Source organism: Paraburkholderia phymatum (assembly GCF_040965635.1).
Classification (GTDB): domain Bacteria; phylum Pseudomonadota; class Gammaproteobacteria; order Burkholderiales; family Burkholderiaceae; genus Paraburkholderia; species Paraburkholderia phymatum_B.
In genome coordinates this window covers 131998-149641 of the sequence record NZ_JBFRCH010000014.1, presented here as the reverse complement: position 1 = coordinate 149641, position 17644 = coordinate 131998, and the positions used below count along the sequence as shown (strand labels likewise).

General features: G+C 63.6%; 15 protein-coding genes and 1 tRNA gene. 6 read left to right on the top strand and 10 right to left on the bottom strand.

The window, feature by feature from the left end:
* Nucleotides 1–61 precede the first annotated feature (61 nt).
* Nucleotides 62–1231 carry a M20 family metallopeptidase gene (locus AB4Y32_RS23250; protein ID WP_368723593.1) on the bottom strand — a complete coding sequence of 390 codons (1170 nt, stop codon included), beginning with the start codon at nucleotides 1229–1231 and terminating at the stop codon, nucleotides 62–64.
* 22 nt (nucleotides 1232–1253) lie between these two features.
* Nucleotides 1254–4742 (bottom strand): transcription-repair coupling factor, encoded by a 3489-nt coding sequence (gene mfd / locus AB4Y32_RS23245; protein WP_368723592.1) that lies wholly within the window; start codon nucleotides 4740–4742, stop codon nucleotides 1254–1256.
* 235 nt (nucleotides 4743–4977) lie between these two features.
* Between mfd and ispD the strand changes: the two genes are divergently transcribed.
* Both ispD and ispF read left to right on the top strand, forming a co-directional pair.
* Nucleotides 4978–5688: a 2-C-methyl-D-erythritol 4-phosphate cytidylyltransferase gene (gene ispD, locus AB4Y32_RS23240; RefSeq protein ID WP_368723591.1), complete on the top strand. Its 711-nt coding sequence runs from the start codon at nucleotides 4978–4980 to the stop codon at nucleotides 5686–5688.
* Nucleotides 5689–5760: 72 nt separating this feature from the next.
* Nucleotides 5761–6240, top strand: coding sequence for a 2-C-methyl-D-erythritol 2,4-cyclodiphosphate synthase (ispF, locus tag AB4Y32_RS23235; RefSeq protein ID WP_368723590.1), 480 nt, complete (start codon nucleotides 5761–5763; stop codon nucleotides 6238–6240).
* Nucleotides 6241–6357: 117 nt separating this feature from the next.
* Here ispF and AB4Y32_RS23230 read toward each other — a convergent pair whose 3' ends face one another.
* The 4 genes from AB4Y32_RS23230 to ompR form a co-directional block, all read right to left on the bottom strand.
* A complete protein-coding gene (locus AB4Y32_RS23230; protein WP_368723589.1) occupies nucleotides 6358–6882 on the bottom strand; it encodes a carboxymuconolactone decarboxylase family protein in 525 nt (174 codons plus the stop codon).
* Between the two features lie 76 nt (nucleotides 6883–6958).
* On the bottom strand, nucleotides 6959–7507 hold the full coding sequence (locus AB4Y32_RS23225; RefSeq protein WP_090862234.1) for a peroxiredoxin: 549 nt from the start codon (nucleotides 7505–7507) through the stop codon (nucleotides 6959–6961).
* A gap of 293 nt (nucleotides 7508–7800) precedes the next feature.
* The gene (locus AB4Y32_RS23220; protein ID WP_368723588.1) at nucleotides 7801–9150 is read right to left on the bottom strand and encodes an ATP-binding protein; all 1350 of its coding nucleotides are present in this window, start codon (nucleotides 9148–9150) and stop codon (nucleotides 7801–7803) included.
* A 43-nt stretch (nucleotides 9151–9193) separates the two neighbouring features.
* Nucleotides 9194–9928: an osmolarity response regulator transcription factor OmpR gene (gene ompR, locus AB4Y32_RS23215; protein ID WP_007585880.1), complete on the bottom strand. Its 735-nt coding sequence runs from the start codon at nucleotides 9926–9928 to the stop codon at nucleotides 9194–9196.
* Between the two features lie 229 nt (nucleotides 9929–10157).
* Between ompR and AB4Y32_RS23210 the strand changes: the two genes are divergently transcribed.
* Nucleotides 10158–10493 (top strand): hypothetical protein, encoded by a 336-nt coding sequence (locus AB4Y32_RS23210; protein ID WP_368723587.1) that lies wholly within the window; start codon nucleotides 10158–10160, stop codon nucleotides 10491–10493.
* 99 nt (nucleotides 10494–10592) lie between these two features.
* The gene (locus AB4Y32_RS23205) at nucleotides 10593–11771 is read left to right on the top strand and encodes a DUF1501 domain-containing protein (RefSeq protein WP_368723586.1); all 1179 of its coding nucleotides are present in this window, start codon (nucleotides 10593–10595) and stop codon (nucleotides 11769–11771) included.
* 12 nt (nucleotides 11772–11783) lie between these two features.
* On the opposite strand, the gene AB4Y32_RS23200 is transcribed toward AB4Y32_RS23205, so the two are convergent.
* Nucleotides 11784–12617 carry a squalene/phytoene synthase family protein gene (locus tag AB4Y32_RS23200; RefSeq protein WP_368723585.1) on the bottom strand — a complete coding sequence of 278 codons (834 nt, stop codon included), beginning with the start codon at nucleotides 12615–12617 and terminating at the stop codon, nucleotides 11784–11786.
* Between the two features lie 279 nt (nucleotides 12618–12896).
* Here AB4Y32_RS23200 and AB4Y32_RS23195 point away from each other — a divergent pair.
* A tRNA-Leu gene (locus AB4Y32_RS23195) sits at nucleotides 12897–12983 on the top strand.
* Nucleotides 12984–13198: 215 nt separating this feature from the next.
* On the opposite strand, the gene AB4Y32_RS23190 is transcribed toward AB4Y32_RS23195, so the two are convergent.
* From AB4Y32_RS23190 to AB4Y32_RS23180, 3 genes are all read right to left on the bottom strand, one after another.
* Nucleotides 13199–13333: a hypothetical protein gene (locus AB4Y32_RS23190; protein WP_368723584.1), complete on the bottom strand. Its 135-nt coding sequence runs from the start codon at nucleotides 13331–13333 to the stop codon at nucleotides 13199–13201.
* A gap of 718 nt (nucleotides 13334–14051) precedes the next feature.
* A complete protein-coding gene (locus AB4Y32_RS23185) occupies nucleotides 14052–14507 on the bottom strand; it encodes a MarR family winged helix-turn-helix transcriptional regulator (protein ID WP_368723583.1) in 456 nt (151 codons plus the stop codon).
* Nucleotides 14508–14570: 63 nt separating this feature from the next.
* Complete coding sequence (locus tag AB4Y32_RS23180) at nucleotides 14571–15716, bottom strand: glycerate kinase (protein ID WP_368723582.1); 1146 nt, start codon at nucleotides 15714–15716, stop codon at nucleotides 14571–14573.
* Between the two features lie 514 nt (nucleotides 15717–16230).
* Between AB4Y32_RS23180 and tig the strand changes: the two genes are divergently transcribed.
* Nucleotides 16231–17577, top strand: a complete 1347-nt coding sequence (gene tig / locus AB4Y32_RS23175) for a trigger factor (protein WP_368723581.1) — start codon at nucleotides 16231–16233, stop codon at nucleotides 17575–17577.
* Nucleotides 17578–17644 lie beyond the last annotated feature (67 nt).

Here is a 17644-nt window from a genome sequence, read left to right as displayed (position 1 = left end):
GTCAGCGCTTTGGACCTCGACCGGCTTCGATCTGCCTTGACCTTGTTTGATGCGTCGAGCGTCAGCCCAGCAGCGCGAGCAACGCGCGTTCGTAGACGCGATAGACGGGCGCGATGCTCGAAAGTTCGATGCGTTCGTTCGCTGCGTGAATGCCCTCGCAGCGCGCGCCGAACCCGCACAGCGCGGGCACGCCCAGCGACGCGAGATAGTTGCCGATGTTCGACGGACCCGCGACGGCGCACGGCAGTTCCACACCGAGTTCGTCTCGTGCCGCACGATATAGCGCCATGACGATCGGATGCGATGCGTCCACGCGATACGCGGGCCAGCCCGCGATCCACTCGATCGTCGTCGCGAGCGATGCGTCGCAGCACGCATCGTGAGCGCCGACGATCTCAGCAATACAGCGCTGCGCTGCGCGTTGATCGAAGCGCGGCGTGAGCCGGCAATCGACGCTCAGCTCGCAACGGTCAGGCACGCTCGTGAACATGCCGTCGCCCGCGCGGATGCCTGTTACCGTGAGTTGCGCGGGGCGTTCGAACGCGTGGTCGATGGGCAGTTTCGCGTCGTTCAGCGCGCCTGCGAGATGGGCGCCGCGTATCGCCGCATTGAGGCCGCACGCGCTGCTGCCGCCCGAATGCGCAGCGATGCCGCGCACGACGAGCCGTGCCCGGATGAAGCCGCGCGCGCCCACGACGATGCGATCGATGCCCGGATAGCCGATGAACACGCCGTCGGGCCGGGGCGCGTCGGCGGCATCGAAGAAGGCGCGCGCGCCTCCGAAACGGCCCGTGTGCTCGTCGAGATCGAACAGCACGCCGAGCGTGCCGGCGAACTCGTCGGTGCGCCGTGCGAGCGCGGAGGCCAGATGCGCGAAGATCGCGACGGCCGCCTTGCTGTCCGCGCTGCCACGGCCATGCAGCCAGCCGTCCACGATCCGCGCGCTGAGGGGCGGGTACGTCCACGCGGATTCGTCGCCGAAGCTCGCGGTGTCGAGCGTCGCGTTGAGCAGATAGTACGGACGCCGCGGCGCGGCCGCCGTGCCACGAATCTCCGCGTAAAGACCGAGCGGTTCGCCGTCGTCGCAAGAAAGCCGCTGCGTGGCAACCTGATGCGTGCTGCACCACGCTTCGATACAGCCGAGCACGGGCGCGCACGCATCGATTCCGCCGCGGCTCGGGATGCGCACGAGCGCGGTCAGCAGATCGGCGATCGATGCCGTGTCGCTCATGCCCGTCATGTGCTGCGTGCGCTCAGGACGCGACGCGCTGATCCGTCGCGCCCTTCGCCGGCGCGCCGAGCGCGCGCAGCGTTTCCTTGACCGTCGCGACGCGCACCGGGAAGTCGGGGCTGCGCGTCTCGATGCGCAGCTTGTCCTGGCCCGCGAGCTTGATGTGCTTGTGCTTCTGGACCATCTCGATGATCCGCATCGCGTCGATGGGCGGATTCGGAACGAACTGCAAACCAATGACGGCTTCGCCCGCATCGATCTTCGAGATGCCGAGCGGCTTCGCGGCGAGTCGCAGACGGTGCGTTTCGACGAGCGCATGCGCTTGCGGCGGCATCTTGCCGAAGCGGTCGATCAGCTCTTCCTGAATGCCGTCGATCGAATCGCTGTGCTCGCAGTTCGCGAGGCGCTTGTACAGCGACAGACGCTCCTGCACGTCGCCGCAATAGTCGGCGGGCAGGATGGCGGGCGTGTGCAGATTGATTTCCGTCGTGGCCGCCAAAGGCGAGGTGAGGTCCGGCTCCTTGCCGTTCTTCAGCGCCTTCACGGCGTCGTTCAGCATGTCGGTGTAGAGCTGGAAGCCGATCTCGTGAATCTCGCCCGACTGCTTGTCGCCGAGCACTTCGCCCGTGCCGCGAATCTCGAGGTCGTGCATCGCGAGGTAGAAGCCCGCGCCCAGTTCTTCCATCTGCTGGATCGCCTCGAGCCGCCGTTGCGCCTGCTTGGTCAAGCCCTGCGGATCGTGCACGAGCAGATACGAATACGCCTGGTGATGCGAACGGCCGACGCGTCCGCGCAACTGGTGCAGCTGCGCGAGCCCGAACTTGTCCGAGCGATGGATCAGGATCGTGTTCGCGGTCGGCACGTCGATGCCTGTTTCGATGATCGTCGTGCAGAGCAGCACGTTCGCGCGCTGCGCAACGAAGTCGCGCATCACGCGTTCGAGCTCGCGCTCGTGCATCTGGCCGTGCGCGACGGCAATGCGCGCTTCGGGCACGAGCGCTTCGAGCATCTGCCGGCGGTTCTCGATCGTTTCGACTTCGTTGTGCAGGAAGTAAACCTGGCCGCCGCGCTTCAGTTCACGCAGCATCGCTTCGCGGATCACGCCGTCTTCTTCGCGGCGCACGAAGGTCTTGATCGCGAGCCGTTTTTGCGGCGCCGTCGCGATCACCGAGAAGTCGCGCAGTCCTTCGAGCGCCATGCCGAGCGTGCGTGGAATCGGCGTCGCGGTCAGTGTGAGCACGTCGACTTCGGCGCGCAGCGCCTTCAGCGCTTCCTTCTGGCGCACGCCGAAGCGGTGCTCTTCGTCGATGATCACGAGCCCGAGCCGCTTGAACTGCACATCGGACGACAACAGCTTGTGCGTGCCGATCACGATGTCGACGCTGCCCTCGTTGATCTGCTGGATGGCGGTGTTGACTTCCTTGCCCGTCTTGAAGCGCGACAGTTCGGCGATGCGCACGGGCCAGTCGGAGAAGCGGTCCGTGAAGGTCTGCGTGTGCTGCTCGGCGAGCAGCGTGGTCGGCGAGAGCAGCGCGACCTGCTTGCCGCCCATCACCGCGATGAAGGCCGCGCGCAACGCGACTTCCGTCTTGCCGAAGCCGACGTCGCCGCACACGAGGCGGTCCATCGGCTTGCCGCTCGTCATATCGCCGATGACGGCGGCGATCGCGGCCGCCTGATCGGGCGTTTCCTCGAAGCCGAAGCTCTCCGCGAATTTCACATAGTCGCGCGGATCGAGCTTGAACGCATGGCCTTCACGCGCGGCGCGGCGCGCGTACAGGTTCAGCAGCTCGGCGGCCGTGTCGCGGATCTGCTGCGCGGCCTTGCGCTTCGCCTTTTCCCACTGACCGGAGCCGAGCGCGTGCAGCGGCGCGCTTTCGGGATCGGCGCCGCTATAGCGCGAGATCACGTGCAACTGCGCGACGGGCACGTAGAGCTTGCTGTCGCCCTGGTATTCGAGGTGCAGGAACTCGGTCTCGCCTTCGCCGAGGTCCATCGTCACGAGGCCCATGTAGCGGCCGATACCGTGCTGCGAGTGCACGACCGGGTCGCCGACCTTCAGCTCCGACAGGTCGCGCACCATCGAATCGACGTTGCTCGCCTGTTCCTGGCGGCGGCGGCCCGCGCGGCGCGCGAGCGGCCCGTAGAGTTCGGTTTCGGTGATGATCGCCGCGCCTTCGCCGGGAATCGCGAAACCGTTCGCGAGCGGCGCGACGCCGAGCGTGAAGCGCGCGTCGGCCGTCAGCCAGTCTTCGTAGCTGTCGACGGAAGCAGGGCGCAGTTCGTTTTCCGCGAGCAGTTGCGCGATCGTCTCGCGGCGGCCCGCCGATTCGGCCGCGAACAGCACGCGGTTCGGCGTCGTGTCGAGATATGCGCGCAGCGCCGACACGGGGTCCTCGGCGTGACGGTCGATGGCCAGATTGGGCAGCGGCACGGCCCAGCCGCCGCCCGCGTTGCCGGGCAGCGCGAGGCGCGCGAAAGGCTTCGCGAACGCAAAGAAATCTTCGTCCGACAGAAAGAGTCTCTGCGGTTCGAGAATCGGCCGGTCGCGGTCATGCGACAGGAAGCTGTAGCGCTGCTTCGTATCGGCTGTGAAGCGCCGTATCGAAGCGTCGAGGTCGCCGACGAACGCGAGCTGCGCGCCTTCGGGCAAGTAGTGAAAGAGCGTCGCCGTCTCTTCGAAGAAGAGCGGCAGATAGTATTCGATGCCCGCCGACGGCACGCCGTTGCCGATGTCCTTGTAGATCGACGCGCGGCTCGGATCGCCTTCGAATACTTCGCGCCAGCGGCTGCGAAATGCGGTGCGCGCGGCTTCGTCGAACGGAAACTCGCGGCCGGGCAACAGGCGCACGTCCTTCACGGGATAGAGGCTGCGCTGCGAGTCGGGATCGAACGCGCGGATCGAGTCGACCTGATCGTCGAACAGATCGATCCGGTACGGCAGAGGCGAGCCCATCGGGAACAGGTCGATCAGCGAGCCGCGCACGCAGTATTCGCCCGGCCGCACGACCTGGCTCACGTGCTCGTAGCCGGCGAGCGTCAGTTGCGCCTTGAGCTTCGCCTCGTCGAGCCGCTCGCCTTGTGAGAACGAAAACGTGTACGCAGCCATGAACGACGCGGGCGGCATCCGGTAGAGCGCGGTCGTCGCGGGGACGAGCAGGATGTCGCAACGGCCTTCGCCGAGATCGTGCAGCGTCGCGAGGCGCTCGGACACCAGATCCTGGTGCGGCGAGAACGAGTCGTAAGGCAGCGTTTCCCAGTCGGGCAGCAGACGGACGCGCGCATTCGGCGCGAAGAACGCAAGTTCCTGCGACAGCCGCTGCGCATCGACGGCGCTCGCGCAGACGACGGCAAGCAGCGGCATCTGCTGCCCGTAGGCGAGGTGATAGCGGGCGATCAGCAGCGCATCGGACGAGCCGTGCGTGCCGTCGAAAACGAAACGCTGGCCGGTCTTGACCAGCGCGACGGGCGGTTCAGTGGAGGACTGCGTGGATGCGGCGATGTCGGGCATAAAAGTGAAACGGCCTTTGGGGTGACGCGAAGGGTGACGCGAATGAGCAACCTGTCGATTACCAGCGTGAGACCATCGGCTCGCGACGCGCCCGGCCAATGGACTGCGCCAGCGGACGCTTCGAAGGCGTGTCGCTGGCGGAACATGAGCGGCAAGTTTACGCGTGTCGGGGCATGCGTGCCGAGGACCTATTATAAAATCCGTCCTTCACTTTGAACCGCGCCGCGTCCTTTCCGTGACTTCCCGCCTGTTTGCCCTGATTCCGTGCGCCGGCACCGGCAGCCGCTCCGGCGCGCCGATGCCCAAGCAATATCGAACCGTCGCGGGCCGCGACATGCTGTATTACTCGCTGGCCGCGTTCGACGCGTGCAGCGAGTTCGCGCAGACGCTCATCGTCCTCGCGCCCGACGACCAGCATTTCGATGCGCGCCGCTTCGGCGGGCTGCGCTTTGCCGTGCAGCGCTGCGGCGGAGCATCGAGGCAGGCGTCCGTGCTCAATGGGCTGCATGCGCTCGCGCAATTCGGCGCGCACGACGACGACTGGGTGCTCGTGCACGACGCCGCGCGCCCCGGCATCACGCCCGCGCTGATCCGTGCGCTCGTAAGCGCGCTGAAGGACGACGCCGTGGGCGGCATCATGGCGCTGCCCGTCGCGGATACGCTCAAGCGCGTCGCGCGCGGCACCGACAATCGCATCGATCACACCGAGCCGCGCGACGGCCTGTGGCAGGCGCAGACGCCGCAGATGTTCCGCGTCGGCGTGTTGCGCGAGGCGATCCTGCGCGCGCAAAGCGACGGCCACGATCTCACCGACGAAGCGAGCGCGATCGAATGGTCCGGCCATGCGCCGAAGCTGGTGCAGGGCAGCTTGCGCAATTTCAAGGTCACCTATCCCGAAGACTTCGATCTGGCCGAGGCGATTCTCGGCCGCGGCACCGCGGGCTGAGCGGCGCGTGCCATCGCCCGATCGGAGCTTCATCGCAGGAACGCTTTCACGACATCACGGAACCTCACGCATATGGATTTGAGAATCGGACAAGGCTACGACGTTCACGCACTGGTGCCGGGACGGCCGCTCATCATCGGCGGCGTGACGATTCCGTACGAGCGCGGGCTGCTCGGCCACTCGGACGCGGACGTGCTGCTGCACGCGATCACCGATGCGCTCTTCGGTGCCGCCGCGCTCGGCGATATCGGCCGCCACTTTCCCGATACCGCGACCGAGTTCAAAGGCGCGAACAGCCGTGTGCTGCTGCGCGAGTGCGCGGCGCGCATTGCAAAGGCGGGCTTCGCGATCCAGAACGTCGACAGCACGGTGATCGCACAGGCGCCCAAGCTCGCGCCGCATATCGACGGGATGCGCGCGAATATCGCGGAAGACCTGAACCTGCCCATCGAGCGCGTCAACGTGAAGGCGAAGACCAATGAGAAGCTCGGCTATCTCGGACGAGGCGAGGGGATCGAAGCGCAAGCCGCTGTGCTGCTGCTGCGCGGCTGACCCTGGGATCATCACTCGTACGTCGAACGGCCGTGCGTCGAAGCGTACGTAGAAACGCAAAACGCCACGCATCGCGTGGCGTTTTTTCTTGGGCAAGCTCTTACGGCTCGCGTGCCCTTACTTGCCTTCAGCGACGATCACTTGCGCAGTCGCGTTGATTACCGCCGCGATACGGCCGACGTCGCGCAGTTGCGTCGAGCTCATGCCTTCGTTGATCAGCGTATCGAAGTGCGACTTCACGCAGAAATGGCACTTGCCGATAATCGACGCGGCGAGCGCGTACATCTCGAAGCGGCGCTTGTCGACGCCGCCATGCGACGCGTAAGCGTTCATCCGCAAGCCGGCCGGCTGCGATTTCAGATCGGCGTTGCCCGTCATCTCGACGTACGGATACCAGACGTTGTTCATGCCCATCAGCGCGGCAGCCGTCAGCGCGCCGTTGACTTCTTCCGGCGACAGCACGCCCGCTTCGCGGATCGCGGCGATGATCTTCGGGCTCTTCGCAGCGAACGCGGCCGCCAGCGCGACGCCGATGGCATCGTTGCCTTCCAGCGACGAGCGCGCAATCGTGCCATCGAGATTCAGGCGAATGTCTTTAGCGTAGTCGGGAATACATTCCTTAATCGCTGCGATGAATTCCATTGATATCTCCTATCATTTTGCCGATAAAAAAGCCCGCTGGCCTTTTCAAGCTTAGCGGGCTTTCGACTGCACGTACTTACAGCGTTGCGCCGCCGACTACCCGGTTGCACGGGCACAGTTCGTCCGTCTGCAGACCGTCCAGAATACGCAGGACTTCTTCCGGATTACGGCCGACGTTCAGATTGTTCACCGAAACGTGCTGAATCGTGTTGTCCGGATCGACGATGAACGTCGCACGCAGTGCAACGCCTGCTTCCTTGTCGCGCACGCCAAGCTGGTCGATCAGCTCGCCCTTCACGTCGCCGAACGCGTAGTGGTTCAGCTTGTTCAGGTCCTTGTGCTCACGGCGCCATGCGAGCTTGACGAATTCGTTGTCGACACTGCCGCCCAGCAGAACGGCGTCGCGCTCTGCGAAGTCCTTCTGCAGCTTGCCGAACTCGACGATTTCCGTCGGGCAAACGAACGTGAAGTCCTTCGGGTAGAAATAGATGATCTTCCACTTGCCCGGGAACGACGATTCGGTGATTTCTTCGAACGCCGACACGCCGTTTTCTTCGTGGTTATTGAAACCCGGCTTTGCAGCGGTGACGGTGAAAGCTTCGAGTTTATCGCCGACAGTTTTCATGCGCTTGCTCCTAGTGAATTGGCAAATGAGATTCGAAGACAACCTGCTTAAACTACCTGCTGGCTGTAACGAACGCGTTACACAACTTAAACTATAACTCTATTGAGTGATCGAATCAATAGTTTTTATCTAATGATTTGAATAGATTTTCTCGAAGACGCCGATAGCCCATATTGGAACGCGCGTTTCGCACAGGTTTCGGGAGCAGGTTTTGCCCGAAAAAGCGGCAGCGGAAAACTGCGCTGGTGCGTCGTCCGACTGCCGCGTTCCGGCAGTGACGTGCCCGAAGCGCGTCAGGCGCTCTTGGCGAGCGGAAATTCGATCGTCACTTCGAGGCCAGGCAGCGGCGTGCGGTTGCGCAGCCGTAATGCGCCGCGATACCGGCCCACGAGACGCTGCACGATCGCCATGCCGAGTCCCGTGCCGTTGGCCTGCGTCCGCGCCGAATTGACGCGGTAGAAGGGCCGCGTGACGAGCGCGAGCTGGTCCTCGGGAATGCCCGGACCTTCGTCGACGACCGACAGTTCGACCCGCGAATGCGAGACCCGTGTCTCGAGAATCACGCGCGGAATGCCATCGTCCTCGGAAAGGCCGTACTTGCGGGCGTTCTCGATCAGATTGCCGACGACTCGCCGGATGTCCGTCTCGTCCGCCTCGATCACAGCAGAAGGAGCAAGCCGCGTGACCAGCCGCATACCGTCTTCGCTCGACATGCGGGCGGCCAGTTCTCCCGCGATCACGGAAAGATCGACAGGCTCCGGATTTCGCTGAACAGGGCGCGCGTAATCGAGGAAGCGTCCGATGATCATGTCCATCTGCTCGATGTCGTCGATCATCGCGTCCTTGGTCGTCTGGTCCGAAGGACTCATTTCGGTTTCCAGACGCAGACGAGCAAGTGGCGTGCGCAGGTCGTGCGAAATGCCGGCGAGCATCAGCGCGCGGTCGGCTTCGAGCTGCTCCAGGTCCTGCACCATCTGGTTGAAGCTTCGATTCGTTTCCGCGGCGACGCCCATGCCGCGCTCAGGCAGCTTTTCGGGCGCCTGCCCCGAGCCGACCTTGCGCGCAGCCAGCGCCAGCCGTGCGAACGGCCTGTTCACCAGACTCGTGATGAACGCCGCGCCGAAAAGCGATAGCGCGAGCGCAAAGACACCCCAGCCGGCCCATTGCAGGCCCGTCACGTTATCCAGTTGATCGCGATCGAGCGCGACCCAGTAATCGTCGTCGTCGATCTTGAAGCTGATCCATACGCCGGGAATGTCGTTGACCGACTGCGCGATGATCGTGTCGTCGCCGAGCCGCCCGCGTATGTCATGTTCGATCAGCCGGTTGAGCGACTCGTCGGGCTGGAGCTTGTACTTGTCCGTGGTTTCGCGCGGATACACGCGCACGCCCTCGTTGCTTTCCAGGTCTTGCAGCAATGCGCGCCGCAGATCGGGATCGGAATAGAGGAGCGCGGTGCGCGTGAGCTTCACGATCGCGACGAGCTGCAGCGCCACGCGCTGTGCGCGCGGCTCGCGCTCGATCACGCGGAAGCTCTGGAACCATGCGGCGAGACTCACCGCGATCAGCAGCGCGATCAGCAGGAACGTGCGCCAGAAAAGGCCGCCGAACGCGAGCGTCAGGAGGCGCCGGTCGATCCGCATGCGACCTTCTTGTCGACGAGAAGGAGGAACTGCAACGGCAGGCTTAGGCTGCGCCGTCGGGGATGAAGACATAGCCCAGACCCCAGACTGTCTGGATGAAACGCGGGCTGCCCGGATCGGGCTCGATCAGCTTGCGCAGACGCGAGATCTGCACGTCGAGGCTGCGGTCAAATACTTCGTACTCGCGGCCGCGCGCAAGCTCCATCAGCTTTTCGCGCGACAGCGGCTGACGCGGATGGCGCGCGAACACCTTGAGCACGGAGAATTCACCCGTGGTCAGCGGAATTTCCTGGCCGGCCTTGGTGAGCGTACGCGTGGCGAGGTTCAGAGCGAACTCGCCGAACTCGAACACTTCCGACGTCTCGGACGGCGCGCCCGGCAACTCGGACGGCGACTGGCGGCGCAACACCGCATGAATGCGCGCGACGAGTTCGCGCGGATTGAATGGCTTCGGCAGATAATCGTCGGCGCCCATTTCGAGGCCAACGATGCGATCGACATCTTCACCCTTCGCGGTGAGCATGATGATCGGCGTGCGATCGTTGCTGCCGCGCAGGCGGCGGCAGATCGAGAGACCGTCTTCGCCCGGCAGCATCAGGTCGAGCACCAGCAGATCGAAACGTTCGCGCACCCACAGCTTGTTCATCGAGGGGGCGTTCTCAGCCACATAAACGTTAAAGCCCTGCTCGCCGAGATAACGGCGCAGCAGATCGCGCAGACGCGGGTCGTCGTCGACGACGAGGATTTTCGAAGGGTTTTTGGTTTCCATGGTCGGCATCTTAGCGCGATTAGAATAAGGAGCGAGTTTGTACCAATTATCGCGTAACAGTCAGTTACAAAATTTACCGGGCCTGTGGCACGGCGTAAAGGCTTGGCGCTTACACTCCTTTACTGTTCGCGCCAGTTCGGTAGATACTTCACTCGAATAAGGCTCTTGCGCCCGGTTTCAAGCCGGAGTCATTACACGTATCTGAGGTTGCCGGTTGCCGCGCCACGAAGGGAACAAGATGAAGGGAGGGGTCTGGCCGAACGTGCGCCTGAGCGTGATCGCAGTGGCAGTTGCGATCGTGTTCGTGAGCGCTGCGGGTCCCATCTCCGCGCATGCCCAATCTTCGACGGAACGTATCGCGGAGTCGCGCCCAATCCAGCGTCCGCACATGCGCACCGTGCGTCAACCGCGCAATCCCAACGCCGACCATCCTGCATCCGACGCCATCGTCCGTGCCACCGCCGTGCCGCCCGATCTCGATCAACGCCGGCGCGACGGGCATATGACGCCGGAAGAAAGGCGTCTGCTGCGGCAGCACATCGAAGACGCCGTACGCGAACTGTACAAGCGCTGACAGGTTTTTGCCTTGCACGTGCTGTGCGCGTCCGTGCGCATTCTTGCGCGGCCGCTGCGTCCTTGGCGAAATACACGCGATACCTCTCGTGAGGCGTGGATGAAACGACGCGAGTTTCTTTCGATGGCGGCTGCAACGGGCGCTGCGTTGTCGATGCCCCGCGCGTTCAGTGCGTCTGTCCCGACGAGCCGTGTAGTGCCGCAACCGGATGCATGTGCAACGGCCGCGGGCCGTCGCGGCAAGCTGCTCATCCTGATCGAACTGAAGGGCGGAAACGACGGATTGAATACCGTCGTGCCGTTTGCCGATCCCGCTTACTACGCGCTGCGCAGGCGCATCGCCATTGCACGCGATCAGGCGATCGCGCTCGACGAGCGTATCGCGCTGCATCCTTCGTTGCGTCTTTTGTTGCCTTTGTGGCGCAGCGGGCAGCTTGCCGTCGTGCAAGGCGTCGGCTGTGCGCAAGCGAACCCGTCGCATTTCCGGTCGATGGAAATCTGGGACACGGGCTCGTGCGCCGATGTGTATCGGCGCGACGGCTGGCTGGCTCGCGCATTCGCGCAATGGCGGGTGCCGCAGGTCCGCGCGGCGGCCGCCATATTCGGCAGCGTCGAGGCAGGGCCGTTTGCGGGTTTATCGTTTGCTCACGCATCACGCGACGCATGGGCGCATGTCCTTAACCCGGACGACTCGTCTTCGTTCGATCGAACCAACGTGAACCTGACCGAAGATGATCGTGTGACGGGCGACGCCTTCGATGTCTCGATCGTACCGCCATCACGCCCGGCGACGTTTCCCGATTCGATCGAGGCCGCGTTGCGCACTGCGCTCGTCAGCACGCAGCCGGTTTCATACGGCGCGATCCGCGTGACGCTCGATGGTTTCGATACGCACGCCAATCAGCCCGAGCGCCATGCGGCGCTGCTCAAACAACTGGCACAGGGTTGCGCGACGCTTCACGCGGAACTCGCGCGGCGCGGCCGTTGGAACGATACGCTGATCGTCACGTACTCGGAGTTCGGCCGGTCCGCGCGCGAGAATTTGGCGCGCGGCACCGAGCATGGCGGCGCTGCCGCGCACTTCGTGATGGGCGGGCGGGTGAGGGGAGGCCTGTACGGACACCCTCCCGACTTCGCGCGACTCGACGCCACAGCCCAACTGCCTGTCGAGATCGACTTCAGACGGCTGTACGCGACGGTGCTCGGCCCGTTCTGGGGGCTGGACGCAAGAGGCATCTTGCGCGACGACGTGAAGCCGTTGCCGTTGCTGCGTGTCTGACGCGCGCCGACGTCAATGCTTGCGTGCCGCTCGCCACGCAACCCACAGCTTGCGGATCGGCGTCAGCGCAATGCGTTGATGCAGGACGTGATAGCCGTCTCGCTCGATTTCGTCGAGCAGCGCCAGCGCCAGCGCCGCCAACGCGCGCAGCGTGCTCTGCGAATGACGCTCGCCCGCGGGCAAACCATCGAGCGCCCTGCGAATCGCGTCGCGGGCGCGCGTCGTCTGAAAGCGCATCAGTTCCGTGAACGCATCCGAGTATTTGCGGTTGATCAGGTCGGCGGCCGTCACGTTGTAGCGCTGCATTTCGTCGATGGGGATGTAGATGCGTCCGTGGCGCGCGTCGTTGCCGAGTTCCACGACGATCTGCGCGAGCATCAGCGCCTCGCCGAGCGGCGCGGCCCACGATGATGCTTGCGACGGATCGCGCGCCGTCGCGCGCGCAACCACCGACGCGAACGTGCCGCCGACGCCAGCCATATAGCGGCGCAGATTCGGGTAATCGAGGTAGCGGGCCTGGTCGAGATCCATCTCGAAGCCCGCGATGATCGCTTGCAGCGCCGGGTACTCGGCTTGCACGTCGGGCAAATGCGCGGCGAGCGCTTGCGATACGGGATGCGTCGGCTCGCCGGCCACGAGCGCGGCCGCCTCCTTCTGCCACCAGGCGAGTTTCGTGCGGCCCACGGTGGGGTCGGTTGTTTCCTTCACGGTTTCTTCGAACTCGCGGCGCAGCGCAAACAGCGCCGTGAGCAGCGGTTGCCGCGCGATGGGCGCCTGGCGCAGCGCGTAGTAAGTGCTCGAACCGGGAGGCGCTGCTTTTTGCAGGCAATATTCGTCGAAATTCACTGGATTCGCTTGGGGAATGCGGGCGCGCACGGTTGTGCGTAAAAGACCGAAAATTGTAGCATCGACGGTATCTGACAGATGCAGACAAGCGCAGGCCAATCGGTTAGAATCTCGCGCTTACGCTTTCGGACGCGCTTTTCAATGCAGACGTTCGCGGCTCTGGCGGGTCTTTTACGACACGTTCAGAGTCCTCCGCGCGAATGACATCGCAGTGAAAAAACGCAGCGTCCGGCCGCTGGCGAAACATCGGGCGCCGCAGGTTTGCGGCGACGCCCGGCTGCGAGGATGGCGAAATTGGTAGACGCACCAGGTTTAGGTCCTGACGCCCGCAAGGGTGTAGGGGTTCGAGTCCCCTTCCTCGCACCACTTGTTTTTACGCAGCATCATGTAGAAAACCCCGCTCGTCGCTGACCTGTGGGGTTTTTTGTTTTTGCACCGCGCTGTCTGCCGTGGGCATTTCGCCGCGAGACTGCACGCGACGAACATCGGGCGCGACGACGCCTCAAACCGGAAAACGACGGGCACAAAAAACCCCGCACGAGGGCGGGGCATCGGCCATCATACTGACGGTTCGCCGCTCCTTAGTGGCAGCGCTTCTCCCAGTGGTGATGCACGTGTACCTTGTGACACACGGGATGATGGTCATACGCGAATGCCGACGACGTGCCGGCGAAACCAGCGGCTGCGGCGATCAGCGCCAGAAAAACCTTCTTCATTTTTCGATCCTCGAAGTCAGAGAAAAAACGAGCCGTCATCGTAGCAAGCCAGCATTACGATTTCCCTCAACCTCGGTGCTATGCAACGCGTTTCGCGCTTCATTTACAGGGCGATTCGTCGCAGGTCTTATCATCCAGTTGCGGGCGCAACGAGATATCTTCCAGGCTGCTCGGACGCGATGCGCATGGTCCGTGATATGACTGGCGCACGGGAAAAGGCGATAGGCGTAGATGGCAATGTCGGATAGCACACTGCGCATCCTGTGAATCAGGGCGGCTTCGTCATGCACTTCGCAATCCATCATCCATCCCGCGCCGCCCGATACACATTGCGTTGATGCACACGCATACGGCTGCGGGCCTCGCCGTTGCCTGTTTGCAAGCGAGTCTCGAAAACAACGACTTCCATTCGGGCGCGACTGCACGAGAGTCGCGTATCACGACTTGGACAGCGGCACTACGTTACGCGCCGAAGCGCTGCGCCTCGTTGCGAACCTCGGCCCCGCTGGACCGACAAGGTGGATCTGTCCGGGTGTCGCGGAACTGAAGCATGCTTCACCGGCGCACGAAGGCAACGCCATCGGACACCTATGCTGGTCCGACGGCTTGTGAATGAGTGTTTAAGGAATTACGCAGCGGCGGAGTCAGCGGCGCGACCAATGCGCCGTCGATCGACAGGCTGGAACTCGCAGCCTGACCTGAGTGCTTTGTCAGAGTGCTATTCGGCGTTTCGCGCGATCGCGCTTTCGATCACCTTGTCGAGCGCCTCGCTAAGCGCGACCTTTTCGCGATCGTCGAGGCAGTCGAACAGATCGGTGTTCCATTTGCGTGCGATGGGCATGATCTTGCGATACAGGGCGCGGCCTTCCGTCGTCAGGGAGACGAGCACGACTCGGCCATCCTGCGCGCTCGCTTCGCGTTGAACGAGTCCTTGTCTGATCAACGCTTCGGCTGCGCGGCTCGCCTGACTTTTGTCGAGGTTCGCGTGGCGCGCGAGGTCCATGATCGAGAACGGCCCGAACGATCCGACCGAGGCTATCACGCGCGCTTCTGGCAACGTCACGTCCAGCTTGGCCATATACCGTTCGCTGATGCCCCGCTCGGAAAGTTTATTCAGCACGTGCAGACGATACGTCAGAAACTGTTCGAGTCCGGCTTTATCGGAGGCCTTCATGGTCTTCCTGTTGTGAGTGGATGCAGTCCCGCGATGTGATTGTTGCTGCATCCGCTCGCGCGGTCAACGCGGGCCATACCTTAGTCGCGTCATCTGCTCGGCTTCGTTCGCAAGAAGGGTGGCCGCGTCGCGGATCGCCACTTCGAGCGTGATGGGACCCGGAGCCGGCGAGAAGCATCCACTGAAGTGCTCGGCAAGTTTCGGCAACGCGGCGGGGTCGACGGCACCCGATAGGAGCGTGGCCGGCACGCCCGCCGCGCGCGCATGACGGCAGGCGATGAAAGGCGCCTTGCCATGCAGTGTCTGCACGTCGGAGCGGCCTTCGCCCGTGATGAGCCAGTTGGCGCCTTCGAGCGCCGCATCGAGACCGATCTCGCGCGCAACCACTTCCGCGCCCGGCTCGAATTCGGCGCCCAGCAGATGCAGCGCGAAGCCGAGGCCGCCCGCCGCGCCCGCGCCAGGCTCGTTGCGCGCGACACGATTCATCGCCGGTTCGACGAGGTCGGCGAAGCGGGTGAGGGCTGCGTCGATGATCGCAACCTGCTCCGGCGTCACGCCTTTCTGCGGACCAAAGATTGCCGTAGCACCATGGTCGCCCGTCAGCGGATTGTCGACGTCCGACATGCCGATGAACGTTGTCTCGCGCAGACGCGCATCGAGTCCCGATGCATCGACGCGCGCAAGTTGCGCGAGCTGCTCGGGCGTCGGGTCGATTTCATGTCCTTGCGCGTCGAACAGCTTGAGCCCGAGACCGACGAGCAGACCTGCGCCGCCGTCGTTCGTGCAGCTGCCACCTAGCGCGACGAAGAAGCGCCGCACGCCCGCGTCGAGCAGCGAGCGGATCGCTTCGCCCATGCCGCGCGTACCGCGCTTTTCGACCGCGACGCCCATGCCGACAGGGTCCGTAATGCCGACGATTTCCGCGGTTTCGATGATCGCGCTGCCATCGGCGAGGAGTCCCGTTGCGGCTTCGTGCGACGGTCCCGCCGCGCCGCGCACCGTAAGCATGCGACGTTCGCCGCCGCGCGTGAGCATGGCGTCGAGCGTGCCTTCGCCGCCGTCCGCCATCGCGCAGACGCGGATGGTTGCATCGGCTCGCGCGCGCAGGATGCCCGTCGCAATGGACTGCGCGACCTGCTCGGCGGACAACGAGCCTTTGAATGAGTCGGGTGCAATGACGACGATGGGCGCGGGTGGCGTATTCGGCATGGTGTCTCTGTTGAATTGGAATGGAAGCCATCGACGCGATCACGCGATGCGATGCGGAGCGGCCGGAACCGCATCTGCGCGCGCAGCAGCGTATCGGGTTGTGGAGAAGCTTATCAGCATGCGGTTCGCGACTGAATATACCGGAAGGTATAGGCAGAATTGACTTTGCTTCACAGATGCAGCGTGCGTCAGGAGGAGGCAAAAGCACGTCGGGTGGGTCGGGTCGGTGTGCGGGAGCCGCTCGAAATCCGCGAAACAGCGAATCGCGGCTAGGCGTGCAAATAGTTTGCTAGAATATTTGGCTCTCTGACCCAAACTGTGCTGCCGGCGGCCTCGCAGCCCGCGGCGAGAGGCACGCGATCGATGTCACACGTGAGTGAGCGAAGCGACGCGGCGACCCTGCGCTAAAGCGAATGCAAAACGCAGTGTCGTGCGCAAGACGCAAAGCGGACATCGACAGGCGGCGCAGACAAGATAACTGATTCGCTCGAATAATTTTAGGACGATTGAAGCCATGGCTAACGTTGTTGAAAACCTCGGCAAGCTCGAACGCCGCGTGACGATTTCCCTGCCGAAGGACACCGTGCAGAAGGAAGTGGACGCGCGTATCCGTCAACTCGCGAAGAACGTGCGCATGCCGGGTTTCCGCCCGGGCAAGGTGCCGCTCAAGATGGTGACGCAACAGTATGCGGGTCAGGTAGAAGCCGAAGTGCTGAGCGACAAGGTTGGCAAGGAATTCTTCGACATCAGCCGCGCGGAAAACCTGCGCGTCGCTGGCCAGCCGAGCTTCAGCCCGAAGACGGATGCGGCCGAAGGCGCCTACGCATTCGACGCCACGTTCGAGGTTTACCCCGAAGTGAAGCTGGGCGATGTGGCGACGGCTGAAATCGAGCGCACGAAGACCACGATCAGCGATGCGGAAATCGACCGCACGCTGGACATCCTGCGCAAGCAGCGCGTGCACTTCCACGCTCGCGGCGAAGCCGGCGAGCACGGTGACGGCGGCGCGGACACGGCGGCGAAGGACGGCGATCGCGTGACGGTCGACTTCGTCGGCAAAATCGACGGTGAAGCATTCCAGGGCGGCAGCGCGGACGACTTCGCGTTTGTCCTGGGTGAAGGCCGCATGCTGCCGGAATTCGAAAAGGCCGCGCTCGGCCTGAAGGTCGGCGAGTCGAAAGAATTCGATCTGAACTTCCCCGAGGACTATCACGGCAAGGAAGTCGCCGGCAAGACCGCGCAATTCACGATCACGATGAAGAAGATCGAGTGGCCGCATCTGCCGGAAATCGACGGCGAGTTCGCCAGGTCGCTCGGTATCGAAGACGGCGATTTGACCAAGATGCGCAACGAAATCAAGGACAACCTCGAGCGCGAAGCGAAGCGCCGCACGCAGGCTGTCGTGAAGAACCAGGTGATGGACGCACTGCTGAAGATTTCCGAACTCGACGTGCCGAAGGCGCTGATCGAGCAGGACCAGCAGCGCCTCGTCGAAATGGCGCGCCAGGACCTGGCGCAGCGCGGCGTGCCGAACGCGAAGGACGCACCGATTCCCGCCGAAATGTTCGCCGAGCAGGCCGAGCGCCGCGTGAAGCTAGGCCTCGTGCTGGCCGAACTGGTGAAGGCCAACGACCTGCAGGCGAAGCCCGAGCAGATCCGCGCGGAAGTCGACGAATTCGCGAAAAGCTATGAAGACCCGAAGGAAGTCGTCCGCTGGTATTATTCGAACCAGCAACGCCTTGCCGAAATGGAAGCGTATGTCGTTGAGTCCAACGTCGTCGATTTCGTGCTGAGCAAGGCGAAGGTGACGGACAAGGAAGTGAGCTTCGAAGAGCTGGCAAGCGCTACCGCGCAAGCTTAAGCATCGCTGCAACGGCGTGCCGGCTGTCCGAGCGACGGCCCGCACGCCGTTTTTACGTGCTGAGAAA

What these genes read in the sequence shown, in the direction of transcription:
- AB4Y32_RS23190 (WP_368723584.1), bottom strand. Translation starts at nt 13,333, where the DNA reads ATGAAGAAGGTTTTTCTGGCGCTGATCGCCGCAGCCGCTGGTTTCGCC.
- mfd (WP_368723592.1), bottom strand. Translation starts at nt 4,742, where the DNA reads ATGCCCGACATCGCCGCATCCACGCAGTCCTCCACTGAACCGCCCGTC.
- AB4Y32_RS23205 (WP_368723586.1), top strand. Translation starts at nt 10,593, where the DNA reads ATGAAACGACGCGAGTTTCTTTCGATGGCGGCTGCAACGGGCGCTGCG.
- AB4Y32_RS23220 (WP_368723588.1), bottom strand. Translation starts at nt 9,150, where the DNA reads ATGCGGATCGACCGGCGCCTCCTGACGCTCGCGTTCGGCGGCCTTTTC.
- AB4Y32_RS23185 (WP_368723583.1), bottom strand. Translation starts at nt 14,507, where the DNA reads ATGAAGGCCTCCGATAAAGCCGGACTCGAACAGTTTCTGACGTATCGT.
- AB4Y32_RS23225 (WP_090862234.1), bottom strand. Translation starts at nt 7,507, where the DNA reads ATGAAAACTGTCGGCGATAAACTCGAAGCTTTCACCGTCACCGCTGCA.
- AB4Y32_RS23230 (WP_368723589.1), bottom strand. Translation starts at nt 6,882, where the DNA reads ATGGAATTCATCGCAGCGATTAAGGAATGTATTCCCGACTACGCTAAA.
- AB4Y32_RS23250 (WP_368723593.1), bottom strand. Translation starts at nt 1,231, where the DNA reads ATGAGCGACACGGCATCGATCGCCGATCTGCTGACCGCGCTCGTGCGC.
- ispF (WP_368723590.1), top strand. Translation starts at nt 5,761, where the DNA reads ATGGATTTGAGAATCGGACAAGGCTACGACGTTCACGCACTGGTGCCG.
- AB4Y32_RS23210 (WP_368723587.1), top strand. Translation starts at nt 10,158, where the DNA reads ATGAAGGGAGGGGTCTGGCCGAACGTGCGCCTGAGCGTGATCGCAGTG.
- AB4Y32_RS23180 (WP_368723582.1), bottom strand. Translation starts at nt 15,716, where the DNA reads ATGCCGAATACGCCACCCGCGCCCATCGTCGTCATTGCACCCGACTCA.
- tig (WP_368723581.1), top strand. Translation starts at nt 16,231, where the DNA reads ATGGCTAACGTTGTTGAAAACCTCGGCAAGCTCGAACGCCGCGTGACG.
- ompR (WP_007585880.1), bottom strand. Translation starts at nt 9,928, where the DNA reads ATGCCGACCATGGAAACCAAAAACCCTTCGAAAATCCTCGTCGTCGAC.